At 58.4% G+C, this 17211-nt stretch carries 14 protein-coding genes; 7 read left to right on the forward strand and 7 right to left on the reverse strand.

What is annotated here, in order from left to right; genetic code table 11:
• Positions 1-186 precede the first annotated feature (186 nt).
• Together GOV91_RS19695 and GOV91_RS19700 are read left to right on the forward strand one after the other, a co-directional pair.
• Entirely contained in the window at positions 187-906 is a 720-nt protein-coding gene (locus GOV91_RS19695; RefSeq protein ID WP_171236698.1) for a sulfotransferase family 2 domain-containing protein, read from the forward strand.
• A 34-nt stretch (positions 907-940) separates the two neighbouring features.
• Entirely contained in the window at positions 941-2296 is a 1356-nt protein-coding gene (locus tag GOV91_RS19700; protein WP_171236699.1) for an O-antigen ligase family protein, read from the forward strand.
• Positions 2297-2303: 7 nt separating this feature from the next.
• Here GOV91_RS19700 and GOV91_RS19705 read toward each other — a convergent pair whose 3' ends face one another.
• From GOV91_RS19705 to GOV91_RS19720, 4 genes are all read right to left on the reverse strand, one after another.
• Positions 2304-2969: a polysaccharide deacetylase family protein gene (locus GOV91_RS19705; protein ID WP_171236700.1), complete on the reverse strand. Its 666-nt coding sequence runs from the start codon at positions 2967-2969 to the stop codon at positions 2304-2306.
• Entirely contained in the window at positions 2966-4105 is a 1140-nt protein-coding gene (locus tag GOV91_RS19710) for a peptidoglycan bridge formation glycyltransferase FemA/FemB family protein (protein ID WP_171236701.1), read from the reverse strand. The genes GOV91_RS19705 and GOV91_RS19710 overlap by 4 nt, the downstream gene beginning before the upstream one ends.
• Entirely contained in the window at positions 3988-5100 is a 1113-nt protein-coding gene (locus tag GOV91_RS19715) for a GNAT family N-acetyltransferase (RefSeq protein ID WP_171236702.1), read from the reverse strand. Before GOV91_RS19715 ends, GOV91_RS19710 begins: the two co-directional genes overlap by 118 nt.
• A gap of 95 nt (positions 5101-5195) precedes the next feature.
• The gene (locus GOV91_RS19720; RefSeq protein ID WP_171236703.1) at positions 5196-6149 is read right to left on the reverse strand and encodes a glycosyltransferase family 2 protein; all 954 of its coding nucleotides are present in this window, start codon (positions 6147-6149) and stop codon (positions 5196-5198) included.
• Between the two features lie 221 nt (positions 6150-6370).
• On the opposite strand from GOV91_RS19720, the gene GOV91_RS19725 reads away from it, so the two are divergent.
• From GOV91_RS19725 to GOV91_RS19735, 3 genes are read left to right on the forward strand one after another with little or no spacing between them, the layout of a single operon-like run.
• On the forward strand, positions 6371-7462 hold the full coding sequence (locus tag GOV91_RS19725) for a GNAT family N-acetyltransferase (RefSeq protein WP_171236704.1): 1092 nt from the start codon (positions 6371-6373) through the stop codon (positions 7460-7462).
• Positions 7463-7491: 29 nt separating this feature from the next.
• On the forward strand, positions 7492-8133 hold the full coding sequence (locus GOV91_RS19730; protein ID WP_171236705.1) for a GNAT family N-acetyltransferase: 642 nt from the start codon (positions 7492-7494) through the stop codon (positions 8131-8133).
• Positions 8133-9284 carry a DegT/DnrJ/EryC1/StrS family aminotransferase gene (locus tag GOV91_RS19735; RefSeq protein ID WP_171236706.1) on the forward strand — a complete coding sequence of 384 codons (1152 nt, stop codon included), beginning with the start codon at positions 8133-8135 and terminating at the stop codon, positions 9282-9284. The genes GOV91_RS19730 and GOV91_RS19735 overlap by 1 nt, the downstream gene beginning before the upstream one ends.
• 6 nt (positions 9285-9290) lie before the next feature.
• On the opposite strand, the gene GOV91_RS19740 is transcribed toward GOV91_RS19735, so the two are convergent.
• A complete protein-coding gene (locus GOV91_RS19740) occupies positions 9291-10772 on the reverse strand; it encodes an oligosaccharide flippase family protein (RefSeq protein WP_171236707.1) in 1482 nt (493 codons plus the stop codon).
• Positions 10773-11173: 401 nt separating this feature from the next.
• On the opposite strand from GOV91_RS19740, the gene GOV91_RS19745 reads away from it, so the two are divergent.
• Together GOV91_RS19745 and GOV91_RS19750 are read left to right on the forward strand one after the other, a co-directional pair.
• Positions 11174-12436 carry a nucleotide sugar dehydrogenase gene (locus GOV91_RS19745; RefSeq protein WP_171236708.1) on the forward strand — a complete coding sequence of 421 codons (1263 nt, stop codon included), beginning with the start codon at positions 11174-11176 and terminating at the stop codon, positions 12434-12436.
• Complete coding sequence (locus GOV91_RS19750) at positions 12429-13679, forward strand: glycosyltransferase family 4 protein (RefSeq protein ID WP_171236709.1); 1251 nt, start codon at positions 12429-12431, stop codon at positions 13677-13679. Before GOV91_RS19745 ends, GOV91_RS19750 begins: the two co-directional genes overlap by 8 nt.
• A gap of 263 nt (positions 13680-13942) precedes the next feature.
• Here GOV91_RS19750 and xrtD read toward each other — a convergent pair whose 3' ends face one another.
• Complete coding sequence (xrtD, locus tag GOV91_RS19755; RefSeq protein ID WP_171236710.1) at positions 13943-15562, reverse strand: VPLPA-CTERM-specific exosortase XrtD; 1620 nt, start codon at positions 15560-15562, stop codon at positions 13943-13945.
• 136 nt (positions 15563-15698) lie between these two features.
• Complete coding sequence (locus tag GOV91_RS19760; RefSeq protein ID WP_171236711.1) at positions 15699-16733, reverse strand: hypothetical protein; 1035 nt, start codon at positions 16731-16733, stop codon at positions 15699-15701.
• Positions 16734-17211: the final 478 nt, after the last annotated feature.

Consider the following 17211-nt stretch of genomic DNA (forward strand, 5'->3'; position numbering starts at 1 on the left):
TCTGTCATTCGATTTCTGGTGTTGGTTCCCTCTCAGCGCGAGAGGATGGCAACAATAGGGGGCAAAACAAGTCATTGTTGGGCAAGTGATCCCCAGATACCGTCACATTCGTGGATTTATTGTAAACAACGGTCAGGGACGTATGATTCAGCGGAATTGGGTTCTGGGCCCCGTAGGGTAGATATTATGGCGGTTGTCTCGCAGGTTCTGAAAGCCGTTTATTTCGATATTACTAAAGTCGGCAGCAGCAGTCTGAAGGAAACATTCTGGGAACTGGATCACGGCGAACCTTTCAAGGGGCGCGGGATCAGGCGTGTCATTAACAATGTGCACTGGCGGATGGCGCGCGCTAAGCTAGTTCAGCCCCGCAATATTCACGAACAGGACGGATACCGCACACAGATTTTTGCCAAGGCTGTCGTGCCGGACGGCTATGCCACCTTCACTCTGGTCAGGGATCCGGTTGCCCGAATCAAATCGGCCTGGCGGGACAAAGTCCATCGCAACCAATTCCGCTGGCGTAATGAAGAGATGGATATCGATAACGAAGGCCTGCCGCTGGACCCGAGTTTTGGTGAATTCATTGATCATTTTCATGACTACCGGGCCGTCAGCCGTCCGGTCCGTGTGCACACCACACCCTATTCCTGGCATCTGGGCCAGGATATCGGGTTTTTCGACCATGTCTTCCGGCTGGAGGCGGTGGATGAGATGAACGCGTTTCTGAGCGCGCAACTGGGCAGGCCGTTTCCGGGGCAGCACGTGAACAAATCCGGAGCGAGCCGCCGCGATACCACGCTCACCCCCCAGCAGGTTGATGCATTGTTGCAGATCACTCAGGCGGATTACGATCTGCTTGGAGATCTGTATGATATCAAACTAGCCGAGAGCAGCTTTGCCGCATGATGATGCCGGTTCTTAAAAGAGAAAGTCTGACGCGATGACACTTGCCGCACGATCCGGAGCCCGGATGGGCGTGGCGGTGGCAGAAGCCTCACCCAACAGGCTTCTGATCGCGCTGTTCCTCGTGTCGCTCATCATGCCCTTCTACTTCTTTCTGGGCAGTCTCCGGCTGAGCATGTATCGTGTCTATCTGCTCATTTTTATGTTCACCTTTCTGATCCGTTGGTTGAATGGTTCGGCAGGGCGGATCCGAGCCCCGGACATTCTGGTGATTTTCACAAGCCTGTGGATGGTGGGGGCTTTGTTCATCAACCATGGAATTGGCTCGCAATTTGAATTTGCGGGCATTCTGATGATCGAGACTGTCATTCCCTATCTTGCGGCACGGGTTCTGATCAGGGATCTTGCCTCGTTCCGGGCCTTCGTGTGGTGGTATTTTGTGATTGTGGCGGCGCTGCTGCCGTTCGCGTTCTATGAGAACCTGACCGGGAGTCCGATCCTGCTGGATATCTTCGGTGGCTTTCTTTCCGTTTATGACGATGTCGCGCAAACACCCAGGCTTGGGCTGGAGCGGGCCCAGGCAACAATGCCCCACCCGATCCTGTTCGGGGTATTCTGCGCTCCGGTTTTTGCCTTGTCCTGGTACACCCTCAGCCCCGATGGGGCACCTTTCAGACAGGCCCGTAAGCCGTTCATTGCAGGGGCCGCGGTCTTCAGTTCCCTGTCTGCTGGCGCCTTTTTGGGCGTGATGATGCAGGCGGGTCTTATTGGCTGGGATGAGGTGACCAAGCGCATCAAGAGCATCAAGAACCGCTGGAAGCTTTTTGCCATCCTCTTCAGTGTTTTTTACGTCGTGCTTGAACTGGCCTCAAACCGAAATGCCTTTCAGATCATCGCGTCCGAGCTGTCCTTTTCCGCCGCCTCTGCCTGGAACAGAATTCATATTTTTAACAATGCGATAGATGACATTTACAGAAATCCGATAACGGGCGTGGGGCGCGGTTATTGGAGCCGTCCCCGCTGGATGAAAGCGAGTGTAGATAACTTCTGGCTGCTTATGGCGTTGCGCTATGGTATTCCAGCCTGGCTCTTGCTGACATTTTCCAGTGTTCTGGTGTGCTGGAAAGCTATTTTCGCTCCTCTGTCGGGGGAGCATGCGCGGGCGCGGCGGGGATATGTGATCGCATTTTCCAGTATGATTATTTCGGCCTTTACGGTTCACATGTGGGACGCGACCTATTGCGCGTTCATGTTCCTGTTGGGGGCCGGGGTGTGGTTCTCTGATCCCGACTGCACGCAGGAAAGCGGGGGCGAAACCGATGAGCCCAAATCGGCAAAGCGCGTGATCAGATATACGAGGTTTCCCAAATCCCCTGCGGAAGCCGCGCCATAGCCGCGCATCACCCCGTGACCATCCAGCGTTTCTGAACCATCCGCACCGCGCGGCGCAGGCGGCGCAGGGGCGACATGCGGTTCGACAGGATGGCTTGTACGTCCCCGTCGCTCATGTCCCCGCGCAGGGAGGTGCGGGGCCGTAGGAACGTGCCGTGCCGGAAACCGCCACCATCGCTGGACCAAGCGGTTGTGTATCCGGCCGCCCGCAATGCCCGCAGCACCCGCGCGTCATAGCGGCCAAAGGGGATGCCCGCTTCGGTGATCGCACACCCGCAGATATCCTCAAGCCGGGCGCGCGAGCTCTGCAATTCCTGCTTCAGCTCCGCATCGCTCAGCGTGGGCCAGGCGGTGTGATCAATGCCGTGGCTGCCGATTGTCATGCCCGCCTCCGACAGCGCCCGAATATGCGCCGTGTCCAGCGCGCCGGGCGCTCCGATCCGTCCGGTCAGCACGAAGAACCGCGCCCGCAGCCCGTGGTCCATCAGGGCGGGCAGGGCAATGTCATGGTCCGACAGATTGCCGTCGTCGAACGTGATCTGGAACCCCTCGGGCGCCTGCGCCACCTGCGCCAGTACCCGTTCGAATTGCTGGGCTGAGACCCAATAAGGGGCCTCATCCCTCTCCAGCGTGCGCCGTGGCTCACCGATGCCGTGGAAATTCAGACCGATCATCGGCGGGCCTTCAGGCGTGAGTGAACCGTTTCGGCGGTGCGGATCAGGGATGTGGTCAGGCCAGCGGGCTGGAATTCATAAGGCCCGGGGGCGGTGACCTCGGTGCCGCCCGTGCGCAGCTTGAACCGCGTCACGCTGGGGTTGGTGTCGGCGTCGATGCCGCCCAGATCGAACCAGCGCAGCCCCTGGGCCTTGCAATGCAGGATGGCCTGCCACATCAGGTAGTGCCCGGCATTGAGCCGCCGTCCGGCGTCCAATGTGGCGCCGAACAGATAGACGCCAGTGGTGCCCGCCCGCCCGATTGTCATGGCCCCCAAATCGGCCCCGTCCTGCCGCGTAAACAGAACCTCATGGCTGAAATCCGGGCCGCTCAGGGGATAGTAAAACTCGGGTGGGATGTCCGGGCTGAAACCTTTGGCGGCCTGCACCTGTTGATAGAGGCCGTGAAACCGGTCTGTACAATCTGCAATTGGCCGGGTTTCAAGCGCCATCCCCGATTTCAGCGCATTGCGCAGCGGGTTGCGCCATTTGCCGTGCAGGGCGCGCATCAGGGTGTCCTCATCCTGCTCGCAATCGATGATCACCGTCTGGTAAGGGGGCGAACGGTCCGCCGGCACAAAACCGGCCTCAGCCGCCACCCGGTCCACGGATGGAATGTCGCGCAGCGTGGACGCGGGCAGCCGCAGCCGCAGGATATGCCCGCTTTGTTCGGCATAGGCGCGCAGGGCGGCAAAGATGGCCTTCAGGTCTTCTGGCCCGGCGTCGGGCTGCACCAATGGCCCGGCGGCGATCCAGACAATACCGCGCCCCAGCCCCGGCACCGGTTTGAGGCGCAGACAGGCCGCAGCGACGGGCTGGCCCGTCGGGTCCGACAGGGAGATGAACTGCGCTTCGGCGCCGATCCTGTGCGCCGCCGCCTGCGCATAGGTCAGGGTCTGTTCATAGGTAAGGTCGTGAAAACCGGCACTGATCCGGGGCCAGTCTTCGGCGGCGACCGTCTGCAAGGTCAAAGGGCCGGTCATAGTCGCGCCCGTATCCAGCTGGTCCAGAGCCTGCCGGGTTTCAGCCCCAGCCGGGGCCGGAATTTCAGGAACCAGGCACGGTAATAAAACAGGTGCAGCATATCCGCCCACCATAGCAGAAGCCGCGCCCGCAGCCGCGCCATGGGCCGGTTCGGGGCCAGAACGATGTGATGGATTGGCACCAGCTCACCGCCGTAACTCAGCTTGTATTCATATTCTCCGGCCCCGGCCTCGACCAGCTTGATGTCTTCCCCGATCAGCCCGTCCACCCGTTCGACCAACCCGACGCGCCCCAGCCCGGATTTTGCGAATTCAGGGTCTGTTTCGCGGGCATTCAGCCACCAATAGGCCTTGTCGCCCAGCGTATAGCGCAGCTGGCTCGACAGCAGCTTGTCGCCCTGCCATTGCTCATCAATCATGGCCTGCCCCTTGGGGCCCAGCCGATGCAGCAGGTCCCGGTAGAAGGCGGCGGCCACGGACCAGTCGGAAAAATGCCCGCCCTTTCCGGCGGCCTGCCATTGCTTTGTATGCAGGGAGATGAACCGGTCCATCATCGGATCGACCGTATCCGGGGTCGAGCTGGTGTTCCTCAGCGGCGCGGCCTCGGTCAGGCGCTTGATGTCCCGCCGCACCTCGCGCCGGCGGCTTTTCGACAGCGCCTTCATGAAGGTGTCAAAACTGTTGGGCAGGTCCATCAGCGTATGCCCGCGCGGGCTGTTGTCGCGCAGTACCGGCAGTCCCTCAGTGGTGCGGAGGTTTTCCAGTTGAGCCGCCCGCTCCGACATGGGCGACAGGCTGATGGCGGCACAGTTCAACTGCCGCGTCAAGTGATCGAAAACGGCACGCAAAACGGTTGTTTCGTGACCGGCGGCAATGGGCAATCCCATGACGGCGAAATTGGGATCGACCCCGGCCAGACGGGCGATGCGCACGGGCACCGGTCCGGCCCAGATCGTTTCGATGCAAAAGGGCAGGGCGCCGATCAACTCGGCCCCGTCCCGCAGCATGAGACAGATCGGGCGGCGGCTGGCGGCAAAACTCTTGCCATAGTGATCCCACCAGGCGGCCTGCCAATCGGTCAGGAAATAGATATCGGCGCCGGTGGCCATAACCAGATTATCCCATTCGTCCCTTGTGGCAAGGGACTGGGCGGGTGCCTCAAGGCATTCGAGCCCGGGCTCTGATCTGGCAGACACCGCATCCATCACGTGGCCGGTTCCTGACCAAACAGATGGTACCGGATCGCCGCCCCCGACAGCCGCAACCGGGCCGACCGGTCTGGTGTCGCGCGCACCAGCCCCAGCAGGCCAAAGGCGGCCCCACGCAGCAGCGCGCTGGTGACAAAGATGGCGCGGGTCAGCAGCTCTCCGCCCCGGCCATAGTGTTTGCGGGCGTAAATCGTCTTGCTTTTTTGCTTTTGCACATACATGCGCGATTTGATCTGAGCGGTGCTTTTCGAGCCGCCCTCAAGATGCAGAATCCGGGCTTCGGGCGCGAAGACGCAGCGCCAGCCGGCATTGCGGATGCGCCGGCACCAGTCGGCCTCTTCCGAATAGATGAAAAACGCATCATCCAGCAGGCCGACCTTTTCGAACACCGGCCGCGGCACCATCATGAACATGCCCGAAACCACGTCCACGTCGCGCAGTGTCGTCCGGTCCCAGCCGCCATATTCGGGCCAGGGGAACAGCCGTTTCAGCCCAAACTCGATCACCGCCAGGCTTAGCGGTCCGGGATCGGCAAAGCAGGTCAGTTGGATGGTCTCGGGGTCCTCGAACACCTGGCATCCTACACATCCGACATCCCCATGCGTGTCGAGCCATCCGCTCATGACGTCAATCGCGTGATCCACGATGATCGTATCGGGGTTGAGCAGCAAAAGCTTGTCGCCTTTGGCAATCTCCAGCCCCTGATTATTGGCCGCCGCAAAGCCCCGGTTGTCGGTATTGGCGATCAGCGTCACGTCCGGAAAGCTCTGCCGGACCATTGTGGCCGAGCCGTCGGACGAGGCATTATCCACCACGATGACCTCATGTTTCAGGGCAGTCTGATTTTCGATGGATTGAAGACAATCGCGCAAAATATCCCGCGTATTCCAGTTTACGATAACAATCGACACAGCACATTGCGTGCTTGCTGATTCAGATGAAACGCTCATGACACTCTCAACCCTCGGGAAACATACTTCGCAACAGGCGCTTAATTCACCGGAGCATAGGCCAATGATCCGCATTTCTGTGCGCGAAACCACTGAGGCGGTGAATTATTTTTACATTTCGTGGCATATACCTTCTATATTTTTGAAAAGGATGACGAATTTAGACGTTTTGGTATTTTTGGCTGACGGTTCCGTAGTCGTGCCAGGAAAGTGAGTGGTTAATGGATGTCGAATGTTACGATGACCTGACGGGTGAACAAATACATGAATGGCGTGAATTTCTGGCCGGCTGCCAGCATCAGCACCCCAGACAGGACCCGCGGTTTGCCGATGTCGAACGCGCACTTGGCGGAACTGTGATTTTTGCGATCGCACGCCAACAGGGTCAGATTTGCGCCGTTGGCTTGTTCTCTTTGTACCGCAGCAAACTTGTTGCCAGCAGGTATTCTGTTGCGCTGGCGCTGAGCGGACCAATTTGCAATGATGCCGAAACGCTGGCCGAATTCGTGGTTGCCGTGTCGGACCATCCCCGGTTTGCCAAGGTCGATGCCATCAAGGTGACGCCCTATTGGCTTGATGGGGACGCTGATCGGGTGCACCAGCAATTTACCCGAGCCGGATTGGCGATAACCGACCCGGGACCGCACCGTGACACCGGATTGATCGATCTCGACCGCTCGGTCGAAGAGCTGCGCAGTTCGTTTTCAAGAAGCGCCCGCCGTAACCTGCGTAATATCGAGGCCTCGGATGTCGAAATCCGTCAGGAAACATCACCTGATGAGATCGGGATTTTCTTTGATACCCTGAACGCGCTTGTGCTGCGGCCCAACAACCTGACCCCGGTTACCCGCCCCGAATACGAAGCCGGGTTTCGAAATGTCTATAACAACCCCGAGGCCGGGGTTCTGTTCACGGCCTACTACAAGGACACGTTCCTGGGTGGCTTTCTGTTGTATCGCAGCCGGATTACCGCCTTTGCCCGGCGTTTCGTGGCTGACCCTGCGGCGGCCAGCCTGATCGGCAATCAGCGCATTGCGCCGCTGCTGTGGCTCAGAGGCATGAAATGGGCGATCGAGCAGGGATGCACCAACCTGGATGTCGAAGGATATCTGCCCGATATCGACCGGAGCCATCCCGATTTCGCTGTTTTGGAGTATAAAACTTATTTCAGACCGCGCCATGTCCGGCGTGTGGCGGAACATACATTGGTTAATCACCGCCTGTTCCATCAGGCAAATGTGGTGCCATCACAGCTAAAGCGGGTGGCACGGCGCGGCGTCAGGGCCGCGCAGGCCCTGACCAGAACGGGATAGTTTTCACAGCAGTTCAGGAGGTGTGACGCGTGTTTGGATTAGGGCAGAGAAAAAAAGTGATCCTGCTGCGCAATGCTGCCCATCGCGGCTTGGGGGCGTTCCTGCGGCAAGCCTGGGCGACTGTCGCAGATATAGGTCTGCGTCGAAGAAATCTGGTGTTTCAACTCGACGGGGATGACTTTTTGAAAAATCCGCCCCCGGATGATCCGCCCCTGGAATGCCGCAGGGTTTCAGGTTGGGAGGACTTGCCCGCGAGTTTGCGGCAGCGCCTGGAATCCGGAGAAGAAAACCTAGAATGGGGCGATCGAAGCTGGTTCGACAAGGATCGCCGACTGTGGCTGGCCACTCTTGATGGAAAAGACTGCTGTCTTGCGTGGATGCTGGGATCCGATGCGGGCAAACATTTCTTCTGCCCCGTGCCGTCAGATGCCGAAATATTGTTCCAGATGGTTGTGCTGCCCGAGTTTCGGGGAAACAGCCTGCAGGTCAGGGTACACCGGATCATGATGGCGGAACGATTACAGGCAGGTACAAAGCGTTTTTTCGTCGCCTGTCACGAATACAATTATACGTCGCGGCGGAATATCGAAAAACTCGGGTTCCGGCTTATCGGTTTTCACAATGAATCCCGCTTTACGTCCCGCGAAAACTGGCAACCATTGACACGCTGATGCGGACCCGGGTCGCTGATGCCGTTGCGAACATGCCCATGGCAGCAGGCAGTTTCTGGAGGCGGGACGCGCAGGGGGGCATCCCCGCCTTATTCGCAGATCGACAGATACATTATGCGTTTCAGACACGCATCGCGATCCGTACCGCCTGTGATGTGCTGGGGCTGCAGGCCGGGGACGACGTTCTGGCGCCGGCGTATAACTGCGGCTCAGAACTCGACCCGCTTGTGCATGCTGGATTGAAGGTGCGGTTGTACCCGGTCGGTAAGGACCTGTTCGCCGATCCGGCGCGGATCGAGCCGTTGATCACGAAGCGGACACGCGCACTCTATGTTACGCATTATGTTGGGATCCTCCAGCCCGAGCTGGCTGCGCTGCGTGCGCTCTGCGACAGGCACGGATTGCGGATGATCGAAGATTGCGCGCTGAGCCTGCTGAGCGGAGAGACACCGGCGGAAGGGTACACCGGGGATATTTCGGTGTTTTGTTTTCACAAATTCGTTCCGGTGCCGGAGGGTGGGGCCTTGGTCGTGAATGCCCCTGATCTGAACGTGGCTTCGCCGTTTTCGCGCCCGGCGCCGGGAAAGACGGTTGCGAGAATTCTGGCGCGATCCGCTTTGGTAAATGTGCTGGGGTTTGCCCGGGTCCAAAGCCTGAAACGCACCCTGTCCAAAGGATCGGAAGGGGTGGAACCGGCGGGTGGGGCGACCGATGAGATAGACGACATTCCGGGGCATTACTATTTCGACCCGGCTCTGCAGCATCGCCGCATCAGCGGTTTTGCGTTCCGGTCGCTGTGCTCTTTTCCGGTGTCGGATGTCATTTCCATCCGGCGGGCCAACTGGCATCGCTATCGCGCGCTTCTGGACGGGGTGCCGGGCGTTGAAGTGTTTAAACCAGAGCTGGACCCAGGAACCTGCCCGCTGAACATGCCACTGCTAGTGGCCGACCGGGATCGGGTCGCCCGCGATTTGCAAGCCCGCGGCATCGGTGCCACGCCGTGGTGGGCCGGGTTCAACCGCAATCTGGACTGGACCGGTCAGGATGAAGCAATTGACCTCAAGAACACTGTACTGTCCCTGCCGCTGCACCAGTACCTCGGACCGGCACATCTGGAGCATATTGTCACCCATCTGCGGCAGGTTCTGTGACAGCCCTCAGGCTTTCCTGTCCCGGAGATGATTGCGCAGTTTGCCCAGCAGGGAAAACACCATGGTCTCGAACCCGTCTGGCCGCCCGGTCATGGCCCACAGCGCGATGTGGGTTGTGGTATAAGAAATCACGCCGGCGGCGGTCTTTAGCAGCACAATACCAGGGGTGTACGCCATCTGAAGCATGTCCCTCAGAAGATAGTTGGTGGCGATCACCACCACCGTCATCACCGCGCAGGATACAAAGCTGCGCCACCCGACGATCAGGGGTTCAAAAAACCCACCGTTTCCAAACCGCCGGGCCAGGATCAATGTTGCAACCAGTGCGGTCAACTCGGCCACACCGGCCGCCGCCAGGGCGCCGGTGAATCCATATTGGACCCCAATCGACATCACCACACAGACGATGATCAGAAGGATCGTGTTTCTGTAAAAGAGTAAGGGGGTTGAACCTTGAATATAAGCGGCAGAGCGGACATTCGCCTGCAGCGCGCTCAGCGCATAAAGTGGTGCCAGCACCCAGATAACCGGCGCTGCGGCAACCCATGTGTACCCCATGAACATCCAGATCACATCGACAGAGACGAGCGCGAAACCAACGCTGCAGGGCAACAGGATTGCCAAAAACCCGGCATTGATCTTGCGGAACCCTTCCCGGCCCTGATCAGTTTTTCGGGATAGATCGGCAAGCCCGGGATACACGACCCGTAGCAGCGGTGTAAAAAGCTGATGGGTGACGACGTTGACCAATCGGGTTCCGATCCGGAACAGACCGGCATCCGCCAGGCCCAATGTGCTGCCGATGATAAGCTGTGGGGCGCTTGAATACAGAAACTGTGCGAGCTGCGCCCCGATCGACCAGGATGAAAACGACAGGCTGTCACGCCACCTGGACAGGGACAGTTTCGGCAGCATTGGTGCAATCGAGAATGTCCACACCCCGCGCATGGCCTGCCCGGCGAATGTTGCCACGACGATGGCCCAGTAATCCCGCCAGTACCAGGACAGACCAATGGCGATGACCGCGTAAACGATGCGGCTGAAGGTTTCCTCGCCGGCGGCAAAGCCAAATCGCAGACCGCGTTCGAACAGTAAAAAGCGTGGGCTCTTGATGGCCACCACCAGCGACATGGCTGACATCACCGGCATCAATTCGGTGAGCGCCGGTATCCTCATAAGCGCGACCAGAGGTTGTGCCGCCCAGAAAAGAACAGCAGCTATCAGGCCAAAGATGATCTGAAACGAAAACACCGTGTGCAGATGCTCGGGCGTCACATTGTCCAGCCGGATCAGAACCATGCCGATCTGCCGCTGAAACATCTCCAGCAAGGCGGTTGCGATCAGGAAATAGGCGATGATGCCGAAATCTTCGGGCGTCAGAAGGCGCGCGGTAATTGCAATCGTGAGAAGGCCCAGCCCCTGCCGGAACACACCGGATGCCAGCAGCGTCGCCGCGCCCACCGCAAGCGCGGATCGGCGCGTAAGCATGCTGGGGGCCGGATTGTGGTCTGGGGAATTCTGCACGTGATTAATATTTCCAAATTTGAGACAACAATTGCCGTATCGGGGCAATGTTTCTTTTCGCGCGATCTCCAAAGCAACGCTTCGGAGTGTGGAATCTTAATTCTGGCAAGCTGACCGGCTGGCTGATAATCAGGTCAAAGAAGGTTTCATTGTATCGAGATCGCATGTTTTTTATTATTCAGTGTTAGAAGGTTGTGTGATGTTTTGGCGAGTATCTCTATTCCGTGTCAGCAACTGGCACCACATAGCAAGGTAAATTTCCGCTTCAGTGTCTCAGATTGGCCTCGGTTCATGCAAGTCTGCTGACTAATTGTTGTCGTGGTCCGGTTGGGCTGCGGTATTAAGTTTCAAAACGGTGTGACGGAATGAAGATCGCGATTTTCGGACTTGGCTATGTGGGGTTCACGGCGTCGTGCTGTCTGACCCATCAGGGGCACACGGTGATCGGTGTTGATGTGAATGCCGACAAGGTCGCCGAAATCAATGCAGGCCTACCCCCGATCAAGGAACCGAAAGTGGCCGAACTGCTGACCGAGGCATTGGGCCAAAACCTGATCCGCGCGGTGGTCGACATTCCGGACCTGTCCGATGTGGATCTGGCCATCGTCTGCGTCGGTACGCCCAGTTCCACCGACGGCTCGCATAACATGGATTTTGTGGCCGAGGTGACGCGGCAGATTGCCGAGACCGTCTCGTCCGACCGGGCGCGGCCGCTGACCGTGGCCTATCGGTCGACCTTCCGGCCCGGCACGGTGCGTCAGCTGATTGAACCGATCTTCCGGAACGCGTTGGGGGACCGGGCGGCGCAGGCGGTTGAGATCATCTATAACCCGGAATTCCTGCGCGAAGTGTCGGCGGTCGATGACTATTTCAACCCGCCCAAGATCGTTGTCGGAACAGCGGACGGAAACCACTCGGCGGTGATGGATGCCCTGCACGAAGGTCTGGATGCCCCGGTGTTCTACACCGCCTTTGAAGCGGCCGAGATCACCAAATTCGTCGACAACACCTGGCACGCCACCAAAGTGGCCTTTGCCAATGAGATCGGCCGGATCTGCCACCGGATGGGGGTGTCGGCGAAAACCATGCATGAGATTTTCGTCTCGGACACCAAGCTGAATATCTCGCCCTATTACACCCGTCCGGGCGGGGCGTTCGGGGGGTCCTGCCTGCCCAAGGATGTGCGCGCGCTGCAGCATATCGCCGGTGAGGTCGGCGCGCATACGCATCTGATCAACAGCCTGTTGCAGACCAATCAGGCGCACAAGACCTATCAGGCGCAGGACGTCATGAACCGGCTGCCCGAAGGGGGCCGGGTGCTGATGGCGGGGCTGGCCTTTAAGGCGGGGACTGATGATTTGCGCGAAAGCCCCAATGTCGATATCGCCCGGCGGCTGCTGGACGCAGGCTATCAGCTGTCGGTCTATGATCCGGCGATTGAGCCAGCCGATCTGCGGGGGCAGAACCTGGGCTATGCCTTTACCCATCTGCCCGATATGGACAGTCTGCTGGTGGATCGTTCCGTGGCCGAGGCCGGGCCCTGGGATCTTGTGATCGGGTCGAACCGGATCGTGAATGAGTTGAATCTGGGCGATACAGAGGTGCTAAGAACCTATGAATATGACTAGCCCCGTATCCGCCGTTCAGCCGATCTCGTTCGACGAGCTGCGCCAGAGCCAGCCTCTGAAGGGGTTGAAGGTTCTGATTGTGGTGGAAAACCTGCCCGTGCCCTTCGACCGCCGCGTCTGGATGGAGGCGCGCACGCTGGCTGCCGCAGGCGCGTTGGTCTCGGTCATCTGTCCCACCGGCAAGGGGCACGAGGAACGCGTCTGGGAAGACGAGGGGATCAAGGTCTATCGCCACCCGCTGCCTTTGGATGCCAGCGGCGCGCTGGGGTATCTGTTGGAATATGGCGCGGCGCTGTTCTGGGAAAGCTGGCTGGCACTGAAGATCAAGTTTACCCGCGGTTTTCACGTCATCCATGGCTGCAACCCGCCTGACCTGATCTTTCTGGTGGCGCTGCCCTTCAAGCTGTTTGGCGTGCGCTATCTGTTCGACCACCACGACATCAACCCCGAGCTTTATGAGGCCAAGTTCGATAAGCACGGCTTTTTCTGGAAGCTGATGAAGACGTTCGAACGGCTGACCTTCGCCTCGGCCCGGGTGTCTATTGCCACCAATGAAAGCTATCGCAAGATCGCCATCGAACGCGGCGGCATGGCGCCCGAGGATGTGTTTATCGTCCGCTCAGGCCCCGATCTCAGCCGGTTGCAGCATCTGCCACCGAACCTGGACTGGCGCAATGGGCGCAAATATATGGTCGGCTATGTCGGCGTCATGGGCGATCAGGAAGGCATCGACCTGCTGCTGGAATCCGTGGCGCATCTGGTGCAGGTTCAGGGGCGCGACGACATTCAGTTCTGCCTTGTGGGCGGCGGCCCCAGCCTGGACAAGCTGAAGCAGCAATCCTTCGATATGGGCCTGTCGGACTATGTTACTTTCACCGGCCGCGCGCCGGATCAGGATCTGTTCGAAATCCTGTCGACCGCCGATGTCTGCGTGAACCCGGACCGGGTAAACGAGATGAATGACAAATCCACCATGAACAAGATCCTGGAATACATGGCGTTCGAAAAACCTATCGTTCAGTTCGACGTGACCGAAGGGCGGTTCTCGGCGCAGGAGGCCTCGCTTTATGCCAAGGCCAATGATCCAGTGGATATGGCCGACAAGATCACCGAACTGCTGGCGGATGACGAGCGCCGCGCTGCCATGGGCCGCTATGGGCGTGCAAGGGTCGAGGCCGAGATGGCCTGGCCCCATCAGGTGCCCGCGCTGATTGCAGCGTATAAGCGGATCTGGAGGGGGTGAGCTTCTAAATAATCGCTTGTTGGCGGCTCTCTTCACTTTGGTGCCCTTATCTGGCTTCAGCCCTTCAACAAATGGGGCCCCTTCCAGTGAAGCTTGGTAATTATGACAGGATAAGGTGGTTGTGTTACAAAATAATTTGGTCATGGATTGATTGGTGTGGGACCTCGGCGTCGCCTTTCGTTCGTCTGCCTTTGGATGTGCGGGTACTTGTCGATCACAGCCAAGGTAAACCTAAAGCCTAGTTTTTAATCTCACGCCTTGAATCAAAACGGCACAAACTGCGGTAGGCGGTTCAGGCTAGGTTCCATGAACCGTTGCAGTCGTGCATCCGCATCCGCCTCGGTCTCGCCGGGCCGAATCGGGGTGACAAAGCGAACCAAAGCACCATCGGTGCGCCCCATGGTGAACCCGTCCTGGATAACACTCAGCTTGGCGCGGAAATCATTGACCATGCGTTTGCCGCGCTGCTCGAACCAGTAATAGACCAGCTGTTTTGACAGTTCTTTCTGGATCACGGCGCGATTGACGATGAAGCTGCCGTAAGGGGTGTTGCCCGGGTTGATCCGATAGGGTTCCAGGCTGAAGATTTCCCAGCCACCAACCGGCAGGCAGACCTCGGGCGAATGGATGCCGTCGCCATCGGTCTGCTTGTCGTAGAAGGCCACGAACATGTTCACGTAATCGCCCGACCCGGTGTCGATATAGCTGGCATTCAGGTAATCGCTGGCGCCCAGGGTGCGTTCGACCTTGGAGTCCAGGCTGGTGGTTGCACCCGACCAGTCCCCAAGCTGGCGCGGGTAGAGGACAAACGGATCGCGCTCGATGGGCTGCACGTCCGAAGCGGGCCGCAGGGCCCAGGCCGCTGAGACAGCAAGCGTCAGAATGGCCGCCGCCGCCAGCGCCACCGAGGCTTTGATGCCTAAGAGGCGCAGCGCGACGGGGCCGAACCCTTCGGTATCCAGATCGATGGTCTCGGCAAAGGGTTTCGGGTCGGGGGTCAGGCGCTGCAGCCCGATTGCCATGAGGAACAGCAGACCCACGCAGATCAGGAAGACGACCCAGCCCTCGAAGAAATGCATGAACCCTTCGGCCTGTTCGATGCCGTGATGATCGACCAGAACGCCGATCACGCCGATGCGGACCGAATTCATCAGAACCGTCAACGGGGCGGCCGACAGCATCAGAACCACCTTGTGCCAGATCGGACCGCGATAGAGCAGGGCAAAGAGATACGAAAAGCTGAGGATCGGGAACAGGTAGCGCAGCCCGGCACAGGCTTCGGCCACCTGCAGCTTATAGACGCCCAGGTCGATGATGTTGCCTTCGATAAAGACCGAAACCCCAGCCAGTTGCACGAACCAGACCCCAAGCTCGGACGAGACCCATTGCAGGAAGATCGTCAGCTTCCAGTAGATGAACTGAGGCAGCGGCAGCATGAAGACCAGATGGATCACCGGCAATTGGTGATGGATCCCGCGTCTCCAGCCAAACACGGTCAACATGACGCCGCCGGTCCAGATGATCATGGCATAGGTTACGATATCCGGGATACGGGTCAGATTGCCCAGAAGGGCGATCACCAGCGCCACCGCAATCACCGTCACACCCGGCCAGCGGTCAGGGACGACCGGATGGGGCGGGGGCATATTGCGCAGCTCGCGCAGGAACAGATACAGCGAAATGATGGGGATCAGCGGCCCGTGGCTGTATTCCGGCGTGCTCCAGGCCGCACCCAATGAGACGATGCCGATCCAGAAAACGGGGACCGAGCCCAGCAGCAGAAGCACAAACCAGAACAGCCCCGCCGCGTTGACCGTGGGCAGGACAGTCCGGGCCGCGTCAAACGTCTGGCTGCGGCTGTCTTTCGAATCGAGACGATGCATCACGGTTCATCTTGCACGAATAAAATTCGATCTTGAATTACGCCGGCTTCGGATCGCAGGGTTTTGACCCGAAGCCGAAACAATGAGTATCGCCTGGCCGTATTTGTTCGGTATCGGAAATTCAGCAGACGCGTGTTCAGGGCTTGAGCGTGAAGCGTCGCCCAAGCGTCAGGAAAAGCGAATTTGAATCCGCTTTAAAGCCGCTGCGGTCATCCATCTCGTACTGATAGCCGATATTAATCGCCCAGTCATTTGTAATAGCATGGGAATACGACGCGTTGAACGTGCCACGCTGACGGGGGTTGGATGGGTTTGAGCCCTCATTTTCCTGATCGATATAATTTACGCTGAAAGACAAAGCGGACATTGAGTTGATTAAATAGTCATAAGTCAGGAAGGCCAGTGTCTGGCGGGTTTCCACACTTTGCGTGCTGGTGCCGACCCGACGTTGAATCGTCGCTCCGATCCGGGAAGTGGCCAACTGGTAGCTATAATCAATCTGACCGATCGGCGTTACTTCGCCAAATGGTCCCCGGGTAAAACCGACATTGAAAGCCAATGTTGAATTGGATCGCTGGTAGTTTCGGCCAAACGTGGCGTTGGTCCTGGCTCCATTAACGCCGAAGCTCTGGTCAGCCTGAAAATCGACACTTCCATCCGGCAGCGTTTTGTTCCAGAAGAATCTCCAGACAAAATCTTCTGTTACGTTATTTGCATTGATTGCGCGTAGTGTGTTGTCGACTTGGGTGTAGCCGATATTTGCGCTAACGGTGGTAATAGGGGAAATGTTATATGTCACGCCGGTCGAAACGGTTGTCGTCTTCCGATCTGTTTGCGCGGCATCGTCGGCTTCGAATTCTCTGTAACTGACGCGCAAGTTCCCCTGCAAAACCGGAGATATCCGCAACAATGCGGCAGCGGAATAATCGTCATCGCTGTTGTCGAACAGGGTTGGGTCGGCTGTGCCCGAATACCTGCGTTCGTTGTGGCTATAGTTGAACCGGAATCCGAGGGGGTCGTTCAGACCTGTTTCAAAGTTCAGATTACCTCGGGTGTTGATCTGATCCCCAAAGGTGCCGGTGACGTCGGCGGAGTCGATAACGCCATCCAGGTTGACGTCGGTCAGTGCTCTGTTGAAGGCCAGATCTCTTTCACGGTATTCAGCAAACAAGCCAAACCGGCTGTTGGATCGGGTCTGTTGATATGTCAATTGTGTGAACGGATCGGAAAAACTGGATTCTGTCCCGATGATTGGCTCATTGGCGATCCGATACAATCCCGACAGATTGAATGCCAACGTTGTGTCCGGTGTCCGATTCAAAACCCCCAGAGCCAGCGTATTTTCCCACCAAGTGGTTGACCCAAACGACGGGTCGGTCAGACGGAGGTTGTCATCATATCTGAGCGAAGACAGGTAATCGAGTGTCACGCTCAGGCCGGTTCCGGTTCCGGCTTGCTGTCCTGCCCGACCGACCCTGCGGGCCGGGTTCCGTTGGGCCTGCTGCAAAATGAGCTGTTGGCTGGGGGTTTGCTGGACCTGTGTCGAAGGCGGGTTCGTTTGCTGTATCGTCGTCTGCTGCGTTGTGGACTGCTGCCCGATCGCTGGCGAAAGTGAAATTGCAAAAGCAACCCCACCCCCGAGCGCGGAG

It is taken from the genome of Ruegeria sp. HKCCA6837, assembly GCF_013034475.1.
GTDB lineage: Bacteria > Pseudomonadota > Alphaproteobacteria > Rhodobacterales > Rhodobacteraceae > Ruegeria.